Origin of the sequence: Caldicellulosiruptor changbaiensis, from assembly GCF_003999255.1 — a bacterium.
In the GTDB taxonomy this organism is placed as follows: domain Bacteria; phylum Bacillota; class Thermoanaerobacteria; order Caldicellulosiruptorales; family Caldicellulosiruptoraceae; genus Caldicellulosiruptor; species Caldicellulosiruptor changbaiensis.
Genome location: NZ_CP034791.1, coordinates 920,341 through 935,472, shown reverse-complemented (window position 1 = coordinate 935,472; position 15,132 = coordinate 920,341). Strand labels below are relative to the sequence as shown.

Sequence of the window (15,132 nt, the reverse complement as noted above, 5' to 3'; positions counted from 1 at the left end):
TTTTAATTTAAGAGAAAACCACAACAAAACACAAGGGGGAAAAAGATGACTAAGAATATTAAAGCACAAAATAAGAAATTTTTAAAGCTGCTTTTTGTATAAAAAAGGTTACTGAAGTTTTATCGAGGAAGATAAAGCAAAATAGAAGGGGACGACCGAGGAAATTTAATCTGTTTCAGATAATAGCTTGTTTGGTTTATAAAGTTAAAAAGGGGATAAAGAGTTTCAGAGAATTAGAATATCGAATAAATCAAGACACAGAGTTTAAGCAAGTAGTAGGTATAGAAGAAAGTCCGGACTATTCATATTTTGCAAAGTTGTCAAGAAAAATAGAAAAAGAATACATGCAAGATATAAAAGACATATTAATAGCTAAGATAGAACCTGATATGAGTATAGCGATAGTAGACTCTACGCCGCTGAGAAGTGCCAAAAATGATTCAGAAGCAAAAATAGGTATACATATTACAATAGGATTTTTCAGGGGATACAAATTACATCTTTTGTGTACAGGTAAAGAAGAAGTAATACCACTTTTCTGGATTTTAACAGGGGCAAATGAACATGACTCAAGACAAGAAGAGCTTTTGTATAGGGCATGGGGCTTTGGCTGTGAGATTGTATTAGCAGATGCGGGATACGATTGTAGCAGATGGTTTAATATAGCAAATGAGCTTAAAGTTAAATTTGTTGCTGGGATAAACAAAAGAAACATGAAAAATAAAAACAATGTTAGCAATAGTTTTAGAAGCAAGAACATAAGATTTTTAGAAACTGAAGAGGGTAAAAAGCTATACAAGCAGAGAACAAAGATTGAAAGACTATTTAGCAAATTAAAAGGTGAATATAATCTTGAGAATGTGAGGCTCAAGGGATTTAGAAATTATAAAAGGTATATTGATTGGATACTAATTACTTTTCTATTTGAGCAACTTCTTAGAAAGTTAGAAGGTAAGAAGTTTTCTTTCGCTTATGAATGGAATCAATAACTTTTGTTTATTTTATGTATTGTTGGTAATATTTTTTATTCAACAACCTACAATTTTTTAATAATAAACTTGTTAAAATTGGTGAAATAGGCGGAATTTATAAAATTGGATTACATGTTTATGGAAATGGTATTGTTGAAGGAATAATTCGTCCACATATTCTTCAAACATGGTATCTCAAGGAGAAATATGCTTTAAAAAACCATAAGTTTAAACCAATTTCTCAAGATATTTATAAAACAAATTTTTATGTATTTGTGAAAAAGGATATAAAACTTCACACAACAAGAAGTGAAAAAAGTGACTGTTTTATTCTCAAGGAAGGACAGATAATAAATATTATCGGTTGCGATGGCAAAAAATGGTGTTTAATTGAAACATTGTCGGGCAAAAAAGGCTGGCTTCTTGTGAAAGATTTTTCATATCTTCCTGACAACAACATTGATGCTCGTGATGCTTTTGAAGGATTATGTTATGCCGATTAAGTTTATTACCACTTTACATTTTATATAGAGGCAATAATAGGGTTGCCAGCAATACAAGTTATCTGGCAACCCTATATTCTTTTAGATATTTAATAAATACCCATTCTTCTTCAGCCAATCCTCATTTTTTTTATAATCAGGCATGAGCAGTTTTACCTTTGTCCAAAAATTTTTGCCATGATTTTTCTCTTCAAGATGCACAAGCTCATGAACAATCACATAGTCTATTACAGACAGCGGTGCCATAATAAGTCTCCAAGAAAAGTTCAAGTTACCCTTTGCAGAACAAGAACCCCATCTTCTCTGTGCATTTGTTATATTTACTTTGTTGTATTTAAAATCTCTTTTTTGAGCCCACCAGTTTACTCTCTCAAGAATCTTCTCATAGGCAGCTTTTTTATACCAATCTATGAATACATTCTTTGCTTCTGGCAAAGCACTTCTTGAGAGATAAAACCCATTTTCGAATTTGAGCGGGACATCTTGGTTTTCCACTATGTGCAGTTTATAATACCTGCCAAGGTATAAAAATCCCTCTCCGCTGACAAATTCTTTTGGCAAGACTTTGGGATCTCTCGCTTCTATCTCTTTCTTTCTCTTGTCAATCCACTTTCTATGTTTTTGAATAACATCCCATATTGTTTTTTCATCCACATTGATCGGAGCTTTGACTATGAGTGTGCTATTTTCTGTTATTTGCAAAGCTATGGTTTTTCTATTTGAGCGTATGATTTTTTCAATTTTAATGTCTAGCATAATATCACTTCCTAAAATGATGATAAGCAAGTTCTAAAAGTCTTTGAGCTATTTCATTTCTCTTGTTGAATATATTTTGACCGGAAGAATTAGAGATATATACTGCAGTTTCAGTTTTAACTCCATCATGGTTGTTTTCATACATAGCAGGTGATATTTTTTCAAGCAAATGTGAAATTATAAAGAATTTCAACTTTCTTTGTTTTGTTGCACTTTCCCAAAAATCAACCGCTTGAACCTCTCTGCTTATTAATTCTACCAAATCTCTTGTTGTGCTAACAAGAAAATCTATTTCGCTCTCAGAAAGTTCACTTACAGGTTTTTTCCCAAATATTTGGTCTTTTAGTAACCCAAAAAACGGCATTTCTTTCTTAGGGTCAAGCCCATAAGTCTGTTCTGCTTCTCTCCCTTTTTTCAACTCTTCTCTTAATTTTTCTAATTCAATACATTGAGCATCCCAATTTTCTTTGTATTCTTGAAGTAACCTCTTTAGTCTATCTGAAAACCTCTCATAAAGTTCTGGGTCTTCTTCCCAATGCTCATCAATATACTCAATTATCGCATGCTGAAGCTCTTGAGCTTTTGCCTTGCTTGATTTTTTGTGAAGTTTTTCAAGGAATTTGTCTTCAAAAAGTGGAGTAGGTGGTACTTTGGGATCTATTCCCTGAGAAATCAGGTATTCTTCCACAATTTCTCTTATCTTATTGCTTGCATCTTTTATACTCAGCTTATCATCTCTGTATCTATTTCGCGCGGATTCTTTTATGAAGGCAAGAATTTTCAAGTCAGTAAGGTATCTTAGTGCTGCAGGGTCAGGAAAAACCTCGTCCATACAACGGTTAAACCATCTCACAAGAGCTATAAATTCATTTCTGACCTGCTCATCAACAAGAATGTCAATACATTCATCTACATTCTGGCGCCAGTTTCTAATGCCATATTTTTCAAAAAACTCTTCAATAAGATTGTGAACATACTTTAGCTCATCAATGCTTTTTGCTTTGTTCTTTACAACCTCTGAAATTTCCTCAATATCTTCATCTGCGTAAATAGCCAGGGCCTCTTTTAAATGTTTCAAAACACCTACATAATCTACAACAAAACCACATGACTTATTTTTATAAACTCTGTTTACTCTTGCAATAGCTTGTAGCAAGTTATGTCCTTTTATCACATTATCAAGATACATAACCTGCTCAACAGGTACATCAAAACCAGTTATTAGCATATTTTGAACAACCAAAATACCAACATTGCCGCTGATACCATTTTCATCCACTTTGTCAAATGGAAGTTTAAAACTTTTGATTATCCTTTCGTGCTCATTTGGGTCAGTATAAGGACGATACTCAGGTGGGTCATTCTGAGCTCCTGAAATAACCACACCAACCTCTAACTTTTTCAATGTTTCTAAATCTATTTTTGAATTATTTTCTTTTTCCAATTCAGAAATCTTTTCTTTGAGAGCCTCTTCAAGTGCTTTTTTATATCTTATTGCAGCAAGACGTGACACTGTAACAACTTGAGCTTTAAATCCATTTGGGAATATATGAGTTATATAGTGCTCTATCATATCTCTGGCTTTGTCGCGGATTACCTCTTCAGCTTCAAGATATGCTCTCCATGTGAATCTTCCCATTATCATTCTTTTTGTATCTTTATCAACGTCTTTGAAAACATCTTCAAACTTTGCATTTGCTGCCTCTTCATCGGTAAGCTCTGCGCTATGGACTCTTCCTTCATATACAATCTCAACAGTCACACCATCTTCAACTGCCTGCTTTATGCTGTACTTGTCTATGTAATCGCCAAATGTCATCTCGGTCTTTTCTATAGGTGTACCTGTAAATGCTATTTTTGTTGCATTTGGAAGAGCTTTTCTTAAATTTGCACCCAGCAGCTTGTATTGGGTTCTGTGTGCTTCATCTATCATTATTAGAATATTAGGTGATGTATTGAGGACAGGAAATTCTCCTTTTAATTCCCTCTCTTGAAATTTATGAACCATAGCCATGACAAGTTCGGGTGTGTCAGTTTTTAAAAGTTCTTTAAGTTCCTGAATGCTTCTTGCTAACTTAACAGTAAATCCAACACTTCTTGATGTTTCATTTAACTGCTTTTCAAGATCTCTTCTATCTGTGACAAAAACAACTTTGTAGTTTCCAAACTCAGGATTGTGATAAAGCTCTCGAACCATAAACATCATTGTCAAAGATTTACCGGAGCCTTGTGTATGCCAAACAATTCCTCCTCTTTCGGTTGGTGTTTTGCCTTCTTTTAGCCTTTTTATCATCTTCTTTACTGCTCTAAATTGCTGATATCTTGCAACAACCTTTATCATTTTGCTCTTTGGATCTTCTTTAAAGACGGTGAATGTATGTAGCAAATCAAGAAGGTTTTCTTTTGAAAGCATGCCATGAATCAAAACCTGCTGGCTTGTTACATTTCCATCTGGATTTACGCTTGACAGCGAAAAAGGATAAGGGTCTTTCCACTCAACAAAGTGCTCATACTCTGAGGTTATTGTGCCATACTTTGCAACCTGATTCGAGGTAGCAACCATAAAGAGGTTGTACCAGAAAAGCTTTTCATTTCCCTCAATTACGCCACGTCTGTTACAATAGCGCATAAGCTGAGTAATTGCTTCAGAAATTGGGTCAGCAACTGCTGGAGATTTGCATTCAACCACCACAAGAGGCAAACCATTTACAAAAAGAACTATATCGGGAACAATATGTTTTTCAGTCCCCGTTATATTCACTTTAAACTGTGATATAGCAATGAATGAATTATTGTCCGGATTTTTAAAATCAATAAACTTAACAGTTGGGCTTTTTTCTCCTGTTTTTCTATTTTCAGAAACTGAGGTGTTCTCTAAAAGCAAGTCGTGGATTTCTTTATTTGCCTCTAAAAGAGAGTTTGACTGTGGTGTTGTAATTCTTCGAACAACTTCACTTATTTGGTCATCTTCTATCCATGGGTTTATTCTCTTTAAAGACTCCCTTAAAACTCCCTCAAGGATTACTTCTTTAAAGCTTTCTCTGAATCTTTGGCTTTCACCATATTCAGGTTCTAATGAAGAAGTGAACGATATTATTTCTTTTGTATCCTCAGGGTTATCTTTGTTTTGTCTATAAATCTTCCATCCAAGCCTTTGAAGCTGAAAGAGGAATGGATTTTCAACATAATGTTCTTCGTCAAGTTTGTAAAACATTTTTAACTCTCCTTTTCAAGAAGGAATTTTACTGCCTTTTCTAGTTCCGGCAGCTTCTTTTTGATAACCTCCCAGATTATTTCAGCATCTATTCCGAAATACTCATGAATAAGAATATCTCTTAAACCAGCGATTTTCCTCCATTCTATCGGATAAAGTTCTCTTTTATCATCCGGAATCTGCTTAACAGCTTCACCAATATTTTCAAGAGCTTTTAAAACTGCATAAAAAACCAGTTCATTTTCAACAAAATTGTTGTATTTTTCAATTCCTTGTGTAAACTTTTTAATGCGGTCAATCTCTTCAATGATGTCTTCAAGAATTACTTTTAGTATACGCTTTTTAGACATATACTGCTTCCTCCATTATGAAAGGCTTTAGACGTGGATTTATAGCTGATTTAATCACAAGGTCAACCTTTTTACCAAAAAGTTCTTCAAGGTAGAATTTCAAATTCATATAATTATCGAATGTTTTGTAACCCTCTTTAAAATCAACAATGATATCTACATCACTATCTTTTCTTTGTTCGCCTCTTGCATAGGAGCCAAAGATAGCAATTTCAATTACTCCGAACTTTTCCACTAAATAATTTTTTCGTTCTTGTAGAATTACTTGTATATCATTGTTCATTTTTCTTCCTCCTCAATAAGGTGGTTTACCCTGACTTTGCCTGTTAGCAAATCTTCCATTAAGCCTTTTTTGATTCTTTCAAGTTTTTCCTTATAGGCTTGCTCTTTTTCTATGGCTTCATCTATTTGAGATAAAATTGAAGCTATGCGTTGCTGTTCGGGAAGGGATGGAAGAGGAATTAAAATTTCCTTAAAGGTTTCTCTCGTAATTGTATTAAATACATTTCCATATGCTAATGATAAAAATAAAGTAATAAAATGTTTTAAAGCATAATACAGAAAATCATTGGAGAGCTTCATTTTATCTTTTGCATCAAGGCCGTAGCATGACTGATTGAAAGCCATATCCGCCCCAAGTTGTGCTAACACACCTACTGTACCGCGTGCAGATATTATCAACATACCTTTCTTAAGTGGCTTTGTTGCACTTTGCTTTAAACCTAATTCAGTTATGTATTTTGAACTTGAGAAAACCCATCTTTTGCCTATATTAAAATCTTCTACAGATAGCCAAGGTATACTTCCATTCCAAAACTCGGGCCTTGCTGTGCTTGGAGTTCCTCCATTAATTAAGTTGACATGTCCGTAGACATCCACCACTTCCCACTCTTCCGGAATCCTCCCAAGCGGTGAGTCCTTGAATTTATCAATATTCTCATCTCTCAACCTCCACCTCTCACTTTCACCCTCACCCTCATTTACCACTCCTTTAGTAAGCAAATCTTGCATCAAACTTTGCTTTATGCGTTTGTATTTTTCTATAATGGCGTCAGTCTTCTCAATTGCACTGTCAATTGTCTCAAGTATTTCAGCGATTTTGCGTTGTTCGGGGAGAGGAGGCCTTGGTACTAAAAAATTTTTAATAAAAGTTGACGATAAACCGGGTTGAGCAGATCCTGTTATTCTATCTGTTATTTGTTTTTGACCAAAACGTGAAAAAAGCCAGTAAAATAAATATTGTTGAACGAATAATTTTTTGCTCCTGAGAATAAAAAGGTGTTCATTAATAGCTATATCCTTATAAAACTTCTTTTTTAACATTGCAACTTTTCCAGTGTTGGCACCATCCTTATTTATAAGTATATCATTTTCCTCTGTTTTTCCCTTTGTCATAATTTTAAAAAATTTCTCAGGGATATATTTGGCATTTACATCTGAAAAATTTATCCTACCATCTAAAGTTATATGTTCTCCCCCTAAACTTGGTATTCCTTCATCTGAAGCACCACCTTTTGGCCTTAGACCCGATATTAAAACACAATCTCTTTCAAGAGACACTATTGTCCATTCTTTTGGAAACTCTGCATTATTAGCCACTTTCACATTACCTCCATTTGACCCCTTTATGACCCCATTGTGACCCATTTGACCCCTTTAGAGATCTTTTAATGAATAGTAAGTTCCCTTTCCTGTTATTCCTACTTTTTTAAGTACATCTTTTTTAACAAGTTCTTCAAAATCTCTACTTGCAGTCTTTTTTGAAACTTTGTTGATCTCTTGATATTCCTTATTCGTGATTCTTCCTTTCTCCTTTACATACATAACTGCCTTTATCTGCCTTTCATTTAACCCAAGCTTGGTTAAATACTCTTCTGTGTATATGTCTTTATAAAATTCGACCACAAAACCGCCTTCTTCTTTAAACTCAGGTTCTGGCAGTCCTGCTTCCCTGCAAAGTTCAACCATTCTTTTTGTACCGCTTCCCCATTTTTCAATCAATCCTGCGAGGAAAAATACATAAGCAATATGCCTGTTGCGTGGTATTGATCCATGATCTTGTTTTAGCATCTCAATTGTTATTTCTTCTGGCAGTTTACCCGGATTGAAAAACCAAATTTTATTATCATAAATCTTTATTTGAATGTCCGCAAGGCTTAAATAATCCCTATGAATTAATGCATTTATTACTGCCTCTCTTATAGCTTCAAGAGGATAATCCCATATATCTTCTCTTTCTATCCCTTTTATTTCAAATCGAACATTCAAATGTTTTTTAATAGCTTCCATTAATCCATCAAGCTGTTTGAAAAGATTTCCACTAACATCAATGGTATCAAGTATGATGGTTGGAGTTTTAAATCTTCCAACACGGGCACCTGCACTGTGGATATACTTTTGAGGTTTTTTACCAAAAAGCAACAATCCTGCATTTGTAAGTTTATCCTCTTTTACAAGTTCAAGGTTTTTGAGAATCTTTTCGATGGAATCTTCTTCGGATATTTCGGGCAATCTTTTCTTTGCCATTCTTTTAAACCTTTCTATTGTTTCGATGTCTACTTCGTCAACGCCTGCCTCAGAAGGTAATGAATCCCACGAAATTCGTTGTTTTTTTAACATAAATCTCACAAGTTCATTTCCGCTAAGTTGCTGAATGGTCGAACCTGTCCGAATGTAAAACTTGCCATCATATGAGATCGGCACTTCTGACTTTTCCACTTTTATTTTTATTACCTCCTGCCCTTTTACCATTTCAACATCAACATCTGCAATAATTCCAAGTTTGCTTAAAATTTTATTTGGTATGTCTTCAAGAAGTTTATCCATATTGGTTATTCCAATAGGATTGCCTTTGTCATCTACACCTATGTATATTATTCCACCTTCTGAATTAGCAAATGCACAGATTGTTTTAAGATGCTCGTCGTTCCAATGTGCTTTAAATTCCACTTGTTTAGACTCTCTCATAGTATCCAAGTTCCTCCAAAAATTTATTTAACCTACTGACCTCCTGCTCTCGTTCCTTTAAAAGATGTTCAAGAGACACATGATATTTATCCCAAAGCTTTTCAAAAATCTTTATCAGTTCTTTTTTCTCTGCATTTAAGTACTTTTCAAGTTGATTGCTAATAAATTCAAAGAACTTTTCGAGCAATAGCTCTTTTGCTTCTTCTTCGGTAATAGATTCAATCTTTTCATCTATCTTATTTTCAATTTCCTTTTGCTTTCTGCTTATCTCACTTCTCACCTTTTTAATTTCCTTTTCTTTTTGAGCAATATTTTCTAACAAATCTTCCCATTTTTTTGCTTCTCTTCTTGCAGCCTCGCTGTCTTTTGATCTTAAATCTTTAACCAAGTCCTTCAAAAACTCTTTGACCTTGCTTGCAGTTTTATCTCCCTGCTGCTCTTCATCCCAATCTTCAACCTCTTCTAAAAGCTCACTTAAATCTGCTTCGAGTTCTGCAAGCGTGCTTTCAAGTTCTTCCATTTCTTCTACATCTTCTTTAAAATACTTTTCCTTAATCCTTTCTCTTTCAACCAAATTCCTATTCCAACCAGCAGAAACTATACTTTTGAAATCATAAACAAGCTCTTCCCACCAATTTGCAAATATGCCCGCTATTTTGAACTCATCAAATGTTCCAATTGGCAATAAGCTATCTTTCAATTTTTCCAAAGCTTCATTTCTAAAGTTCCAAAGATTGTTTTTGCCGTAAAACTGTTCAATTTCAGTCCTTACAACCTGCCACCACTCCAAAAGTTTTTCTTTGTGTTTTTCTATTGTAACTTTCACTTCAGTGCAATTATCAATCAGTTCCCTAATTTGATTTCTGTCAGTAATGTCCTTTTTAAACTCCAAATAATCTTCACTCTTCTCTGCCAGCAAAATATCATAGCTCAAGTTAAATTTCCTCAACTGTTTTTCATACAGCAATACTTCTTTCTTCGGTACACCACCAAAAAGATGTGCACGAACATCTTCGATTTCAGGATCTGGAGAATTGTCCACATAACGCCTAATATTCAGATTAAAATCGTTTTCTTCTATCTCCTTTATATCAACCAACCTGGAGTATTTAGGTATCTCTTTCTTTTCATCGAACACTGTAACTATTTTTTCTATGTCCTCTGGTCTCAAGAAATTCTGATTTCTACCTTCTCCATACTCTCTATCAGCGTTAATAAACAAGATCTTATTTTTTAAATGTTCTGGCTTGTTTTTATTAATCACAATAATACAAGCTGGTATTCCAGTGTTGTAGAAAAGCTTAGGCGGCAGTCCTATTATTGCCTCAATTAGATCATCTCTTACAATTCCTTCCCTTATAACTTTCTCCTGCCCACCTCTGAACAAAACTCCATGTGGCATAACTGTTGCCATTACTCCGTCATCTTTCAGGCTTGCGATCATGTGCTGCAAAAACATAAGGTCTGCCTTTTTTCCATTCTCAGGAGTAAAGCCATATTTAAATCTTTCTTCAAACTGCATATTTGCGCGGGTATAGTTTTCTGAAAAAGGTGGATTGGCTAATATTCTGTCAAACCTTTTTATGTATCCATTTTCCAAAAACATGGGGGTTGTCAATACATCTTCATTTTCTATGTGCGCGTCATTAATGCCGTGCAGAATCATATTCATTTTGCATATAGACCATGTCAATCCATTAAGTTCTTGCCCATAAAGTGCTAAGTTTCTTGGGTTTTGTCCTTGTTCCTCAACGTAGTGGAATGCCTCAATCAAGAAACCACCAGAGCCCACAGTTGGGTCGTAAATTGACATGCCCTCACGGGGCTTAACTAACCTTACCATCAATTTTTTAACATGTGATGGTGTGTAAAATTCTCCTCCTTTTTTACCAGCTGAATCGGCAAATTCCTTTAGCAAATACTCATAAGCAGCACCAAGCAGATCAGGAAATTCAAAGTTTGAAGGTGTTAGTTTATACTTGTTGAAATGGTTAATAAGGTCAATAAGTTGCTGATCTTTGAGTCGGGTTTTTCCCTTTACTGCGTTAAAATCTATGTGTTTCAAAACTCCATCAAGCTCTGAATTTGCTTCCTCTAAAGCGCTCAGAGCTTTATTTAGCTGATTCCCAACATCTTCTTTTAATTTCAAAATATTTTCCCATCTTGCCTTTTCAGGGACAAAAAAGGCATCACCATAAGAGCTTGGATCTTCTAATAGTTCACGTATTTGTTTTTCAGAAAATCCCATAGCTATAAATCTGTCTTTCAACTCCTGCCTTTTTTCTTCAAAAACATCTGAGGTGTATTTTAGAAAAAGCATACCAAAAATATATTCTTTATACTCAGAGGCATCCATCTTACCTCTGAGTATATCAGCTGCCTTGAAAAGATGGGTTTCAAGCTGTCTTAAGGTTATTTTGTCACCAGCCAAATCAACCCCTCCGATTAAACTTTATTGACACAATAAATATTATACTATAGTCATTTTATTCTTTGTTATCTATTTTACCAATTACTAAATTATTTCTCAATCAATTCAATCTGTGAAAATTCCCAATCTATATCACTTTGAATTTGGCATACCCAGAAATCACTTTACCCTCTTTAGCCTCTTATTTTCTGTCACTCCAGGAATTCTTCCTCTTTTTGCAACAGGTTTGCCGTCAACCTCTTTTATATCCATCGTCATGTCAATTGGAGGTGCACCAGAAATATAGCTTCCAACACCAAAAGCATCAGCTCCTGCTTCAGATAAAGCTTTTATCTTCTCAGGGTAAAGTCCGCCTGAGACAAATATCTTCACATGTGAAAAACCCTCCAAATCAAGCCTTCTTCTCACCTCATACACAAGCTCAGGGGTAACCCCACCTCTTTCACCCGGTGTGTCAAGCCTGATGCCTTGTAGCCTTTCTTTCAATATCCTTGCAACATCCAGTGCCTCTTGTGCTTCGTCCTTGAACGTGTCAACAAGTATGATGCGAGGTGAGTCTTCTGGAATCACCTTATCATAGGCTACTGCAACATCTTCTGTTGACCCGGCAATCAGTATTGCAGCATGTGGAATTGTTCCCGATGGAGAAATTCCCAATATTTTGGCTGCCAATATGCAGCTTACCCCATCAGCGCCACCCACTTTTGCAGCCCTTTCCATCACAGGCGCAACTGAAGGATGGATGTGGCGTGCACCAAAGCACAAAATTGGCTTGTCACCTGCTGCCTGTTTGCACTCATGCGCAGCTGTTGCCCACGCAGATGAGCTTGCAAGAATGCCAAGAATTGGTGTTTCAAATATGCCAAACTCTGTGTACTTGCCCTCAATTCTCATCACAACCTCTTTTGCTGAAAAGCTCTCTCCCTCTTCTAAGGAGTACACTTTACAATCTACATCTTTTAAAAGATTTAAAACCTCGGGCAGGCCACAAAAAACCCCATCTCTCCTTGCAAAAATCTCAGCCTTCACAACTGCATCTTCTCTTTTGAGATACCTTAATACCTCAAGTGTTTTTATAAAATAAATGTCGGTAGTTAATCCCATCTTTATTTCATCATGCTGTGCAGAGAAAAAAAGTCTGCCTGTATTCACTTTGAGCTTTTCAACATCTTCAAGTCTGTTAATTCTCATGGACCTGTCTCACTTCCTTTAAAAAAATTTTTTAAAAATTTCAAATTCCTCATCTATCACGTTTGCTTCTACTAAAAGATCTTTGTCTTTCAATATTTCCTCTGTCTTGCCAATTTTTAAAATCTTGTGGTCAGAAGACATAACAATTGTAAAATCAGCAAGCAGCAAAAGCACGTCAAAATGATGAGTTGAGAGAATAATTGTCTTTCCCGCATTTTTCAGCTCGCTCAAAACTTTTGCAATGAATCTTATACTTTTGGGATCAAGGTCGTTTGTTGGCTCATCTAAAATAAGAATATCTGGATTGTTTACAAGGATTGATGCAATCGCTACCTTTTTCTTTTCACCCCCGCTTAAAACAAGTATATCACTTTGTAATAAATTCTCAATACCCAAAAGCTTTGCAATCTCCAAAACCCTTTTTTCTATTTCTTTCTCATCGGCTATGTACTGCCTTGGTCCAAATGCAATCTCATCAAACACATTAAGATTAAAAAGCTGTAGGTCAGTATCTTGAAACAAATAGCCAACCTTCTTGTAAAATCCTTCTTTGAACAGCTTTTCAAAACTGGATTTGTCAAGCTTTTTGTCAAAAAAATAAAGTTCACCTTCAAAGTTAAGTTCTACCCCTGCAAGAATCTTCATAAGCGTGGTCTTGCCACTGCCGTTGCAGCCAATGAGTGCGTATGACTTTCCTTTTTTTATTTCAAAATTTAGGTTATCAAGAATAATTTTATTGTTAATTTTATAGGTCAAATTCTTTGCCGAATAAACGTTCATATCAATATCCTCTCCAAAATTGCTAATATTGATGCCATTAAAAGCGTGAGAATTTCACCTATTCCCATTTTGAATTTATATGTTGTAGAAACACTTTTATTTTTAGAACTATATCCTCGTGTTTTCATTGCAATAAGTGTATTTTCTGAGACATACATACTCTTTACCATTATAACCTTGAGCATTTGTCCTACAAACACTATCTTGTTGGCAGTCTTACCTACTGTCCTTGTCTTTTTTGCAAATAGAATCTGGGTGATTGTTGTAATGAGAATAAAAATATTTCTCAAGGTAAGTTCCACAAACCATGTAAATTCTCTCAATCCCTTAAAAAAAGAAAAAGGCTTAAAAAGCCTATCGATTTTTGAGTTGTAGATTATAACCTCACCTATCATAATTATAATACCCACTTTTAAGCTCTGTAAGACGGTGGGAATGAAATTTTTAGTCAACACCGCGTAAGGAATACCTATTACAAACGTCAAAAGCGGGACAAAAGCCCATGAAGAAATTAACAATGCTTTTAAATCTGCTTTTGAAATAAGAGCAATAATAATAATTAGTGCAAATGACAATGCTATAAAATATAAACTTTGTGATGTAGCAACTAAAAAACTAAACCAAATCAAAAATATAAGTTTTGCCCATTCATCAATTTTTGAAAAAGCACTTTTATTTGTTTTAAAGAACCACTGCGAAAGCTTTAAATACTCAGAAATGGATTTTTGTACATAGCTTTCTTTTTCAACATCTATTGCAAAGGTATCTTCGCTCTTTAAAAACTCTGGTAACACTTTATAACTACTTCCTTTCAGCCATTACGAATTTCAAGATATAAAATAGTGCAAATATAACTACAATTCCAATTATTGCGGACAAGATATATCCTATATAATCATTGTTAATAAACTTTACTGTGTAACCGTCAAACAAATCAAATTTGTATATATCAGCATACTTTTTTATTCCTTCTGGCACAAACCCAAGCATCTTTTTTATCTCTTCTTGACTCCACTCTCCAAAAGTAGGGTTTTGAGTCAAAAGCCCAATGGGGGTCAGAAAAGCAAGCGTCAAGAGGACTATAAAAATTCTTTTTATACTGCTTTTATAATTTTTTTCTTTCATTTTAACTTATTCACCTCTTTTTTCTTCAGCTTTAATTGTAGCAAAATTTTTTAAGGGTGAATAGAGTAAAACTGTCAGTACTGCCTCAACTACCGCTACAACCAAAATGTGGGGTATCATCATTGCAGGAATGGTGGTCTTTAAATCATACATGAAATACAAAGGCTTCCCTGCTTTTGTAAATAAAAGCGGTTGAAGTCCAAGCTCAAAGGCTGTCAAAAGTGCTGCAAAGTTTATTGAGAAATAAGACGATATAAATATCCGAACCTTTTCATTTTTGAGACCTAATTTTTCCAAAAGTTTGCTTATAAGAACCGCAGTTAAAGGTATTGCCACTGCCATGTTAAATATATTTGTCCCAAGCGCCAAAATTCCACCGTCTCTAAAAAGTAGTGCTTGAATAATCAAAACAACACTTGAGGCAACTGTTGAAGCCATTGGTCCAAACAAAAATGTTATAAGCGGTATTCCGGTTATGTGAGCAGAGCTTCCACCGACAACAGGAAAGTTAAACATCATGACTATAAATGTAAAAGCTGATGCAACAGATAACTGAATGTAGGTCTTTTCATCTGCCTGTTTTCTAAATTTGTTAAAAGCATAACCTACTGCAGCTGCTGATACCGCATAAAATGTTGCACACGTCTGAGGACTTAAATAACCGTCTGGAATATGCAAATTCAATCAACCTCCTTTAAACTTGAATTTAATTTAATAAATTCAAAGATTAGCCTGCAGAAAATAATAAAAGCCCACTTCAGGTTTTTCAACCCTTCGTGGGCTTATTCTTATTACTTTTGCTACTCTTTAATTTTTATAGTTTTTGGTTTTTATTTTACATTTC

At 34.8% G+C, this 15,132-nt stretch carries 13 protein-coding genes and 1 pseudogene; 2 read left to right on the top strand and 12 right to left on the bottom strand.

Features of this window, described 5'->3' with window-relative positions; translation table 11 throughout:
- Positions 1 to 45: 45 nt before the first annotated feature.
- Both ELD05_RS04295 and ELD05_RS04290 read left to right on the top strand, forming a co-directional pair.
- Positions 46 to 989 (top strand): annotated as a pseudogene (locus ELD05_RS04295) (transposase).
- Between the two features lie 257 nt (positions 990 to 1,246).
- On the top strand, positions 1,247 to 1,474 hold the full coding sequence (locus ELD05_RS04290) for an SH3 domain-containing protein (protein ID WP_127351501.1): 228 nt from the start codon (positions 1,247 to 1,249) through the stop codon (positions 1,472 to 1,474).
- Between the two features lie 81 nt (positions 1,475 to 1,555).
- On the opposite strand, the gene ELD05_RS04285 is transcribed toward ELD05_RS04290, so the two are convergent.
- From ELD05_RS04285 to ELD05_RS04230, 12 genes are all read right to left on the bottom strand, one after another.
- Complete coding sequence (locus ELD05_RS04285) at positions 1,556 to 2,230, bottom strand: M48 family metallopeptidase (RefSeq protein ID WP_127351500.1); 675 nt, start codon at positions 2,228 to 2,230, stop codon at positions 1,556 to 1,558.
- A gap of 4 nt (positions 2,231 to 2,234) precedes the next feature.
- Positions 2,235 to 5,444, bottom strand: coding sequence for a type I restriction endonuclease subunit R (locus ELD05_RS04280; protein WP_127351499.1), 3,210 nt, complete (start codon positions 5,442 to 5,444; stop codon positions 2,235 to 2,237).
- 2 nt (positions 5,445 to 5,446) lie between these two features.
- The gene (locus ELD05_RS04275; protein ID WP_127351498.1) at positions 5,447 to 5,794 is read right to left on the bottom strand and encodes a HepT-like ribonuclease domain-containing protein; all 348 of its coding nucleotides are present in this window, start codon (positions 5,792 to 5,794) and stop codon (positions 5,447 to 5,449) included.
- Positions 5,787 to 6,077 (bottom strand): nucleotidyltransferase family protein, encoded by a 291-nt coding sequence (locus ELD05_RS04270; RefSeq protein ID WP_127351497.1) that lies wholly within the window; start codon positions 6,075 to 6,077, stop codon positions 5,787 to 5,789. The genes ELD05_RS04275 and ELD05_RS04270 overlap by 8 nt, the downstream gene beginning before the upstream one ends.
- Positions 6,074 to 7,441, bottom strand: a complete 1,368-nt coding sequence (locus tag ELD05_RS04265) for a restriction endonuclease subunit S (protein WP_127351496.1) — start codon at positions 7,439 to 7,441, stop codon at positions 6,074 to 6,076. Before ELD05_RS04265 ends, ELD05_RS04270 begins: the two co-directional genes overlap by 4 nt.
- 9 nt (positions 7,442 to 7,450) lie before the next feature.
- Positions 7,451 to 8,761: an AlbA family DNA-binding domain-containing protein gene (locus tag ELD05_RS04260; protein WP_127351495.1), complete on the bottom strand. Its 1,311-nt coding sequence runs from the start codon at positions 8,759 to 8,761 to the stop codon at positions 7,451 to 7,453.
- Entirely contained in the window at positions 8,748 to 11,192 is a 2,445-nt protein-coding gene (locus tag ELD05_RS04255) for a type I restriction-modification system subunit M (protein WP_127351494.1), read from the bottom strand. Before ELD05_RS04255 ends, ELD05_RS04260 begins: the two co-directional genes overlap by 14 nt.
- A 159-nt stretch (positions 11,193 to 11,351) precedes the next feature.
- A complete protein-coding gene (locus tag ELD05_RS04250) occupies positions 11,352 to 12,383 on the bottom strand; it encodes a nicotinate phosphoribosyltransferase (protein ID WP_127351493.1) in 1,032 nt (343 codons plus the stop codon).
- Between the two features lie 18 nt (positions 12,384 to 12,401).
- Positions 12,402 to 13,163 (bottom strand): energy-coupling factor ABC transporter ATP-binding protein, encoded by a 762-nt coding sequence (locus ELD05_RS04245; RefSeq protein ID WP_127351492.1) that lies wholly within the window; start codon positions 13,161 to 13,163, stop codon positions 12,402 to 12,404.
- Positions 13,160 to 13,957, bottom strand: coding sequence for a CbiQ family ECF transporter T component (locus ELD05_RS04240; protein ID WP_127351491.1), 798 nt, complete (start codon positions 13,955 to 13,957; stop codon positions 13,160 to 13,162). The genes ELD05_RS04245 and ELD05_RS04240 overlap by 4 nt, the downstream gene beginning before the upstream one ends.
- Positions 13,958 to 13,964: 7 nt before the next feature.
- Positions 13,965 to 14,288, bottom strand: a complete 324-nt coding sequence (locus tag ELD05_RS04235; RefSeq protein WP_127351490.1) for a PDGLE domain-containing protein — start codon at positions 14,286 to 14,288, stop codon at positions 13,965 to 13,967.
- A gap of 6 nt (positions 14,289 to 14,294) precedes the next feature.
- A complete protein-coding gene (locus tag ELD05_RS04230; protein ID WP_241243609.1) occupies positions 14,295 to 14,972 on the bottom strand; it encodes an energy-coupling factor ABC transporter permease in 678 nt (225 codons plus the stop codon).
- Positions 14,973 to 15,132 lie beyond the last annotated feature (160 nt).

Coding starts and splice junctions, on each gene's coding strand:
- ELD05_RS04245 (WP_127351492.1), bottom strand. CDS start 13,163: ATGAACGTTTATTCGGCAAAGAATTTGACCTATAAAATTAACAATAAA.
- ELD05_RS04260 (WP_127351495.1), bottom strand. CDS start 8,761: ATGAGAGAGTCTAAACAAGTGGAATTTAAAGCACATTGGAACGACGAG.
- ELD05_RS04265 (WP_127351496.1), bottom strand. CDS start 7,441: ATGGGTCACAATGGGGTCATAAAGGGGTCAAATGGAGGTAATGTGAAA.
- ELD05_RS04235 (WP_127351490.1), bottom strand. CDS start 14,288: ATGAAAGAAAAAAATTATAAAAGCAGTATAAAAAGAATTTTTATAGTC.
- ELD05_RS04270 (WP_127351497.1), bottom strand. CDS start 6,077: ATGAACAATGATATACAAGTAATTCTACAAGAACGAAAAAATTATTTA.
- ELD05_RS04280 (WP_127351499.1), bottom strand. CDS start 5,444: ATGTTTTACAAACTTGACGAAGAACATTATGTTGAAAATCCATTCCTC.
- ELD05_RS04275 (WP_127351498.1), bottom strand. CDS start 5,794: ATGTCTAAAAAGCGTATACTAAAAGTAATTCTTGAAGACATCATTGAA.
- ELD05_RS04250 (WP_127351493.1), bottom strand. CDS start 12,383: ATGAGAATTAACAGACTTGAAGATGTTGAAAAGCTCAAAGTGAATACA.
- ELD05_RS04285 (WP_127351500.1), bottom strand. CDS start 2,230: ATGCTAGACATTAAAATTGAAAAAATCATACGCTCAAATAGAAAAACC.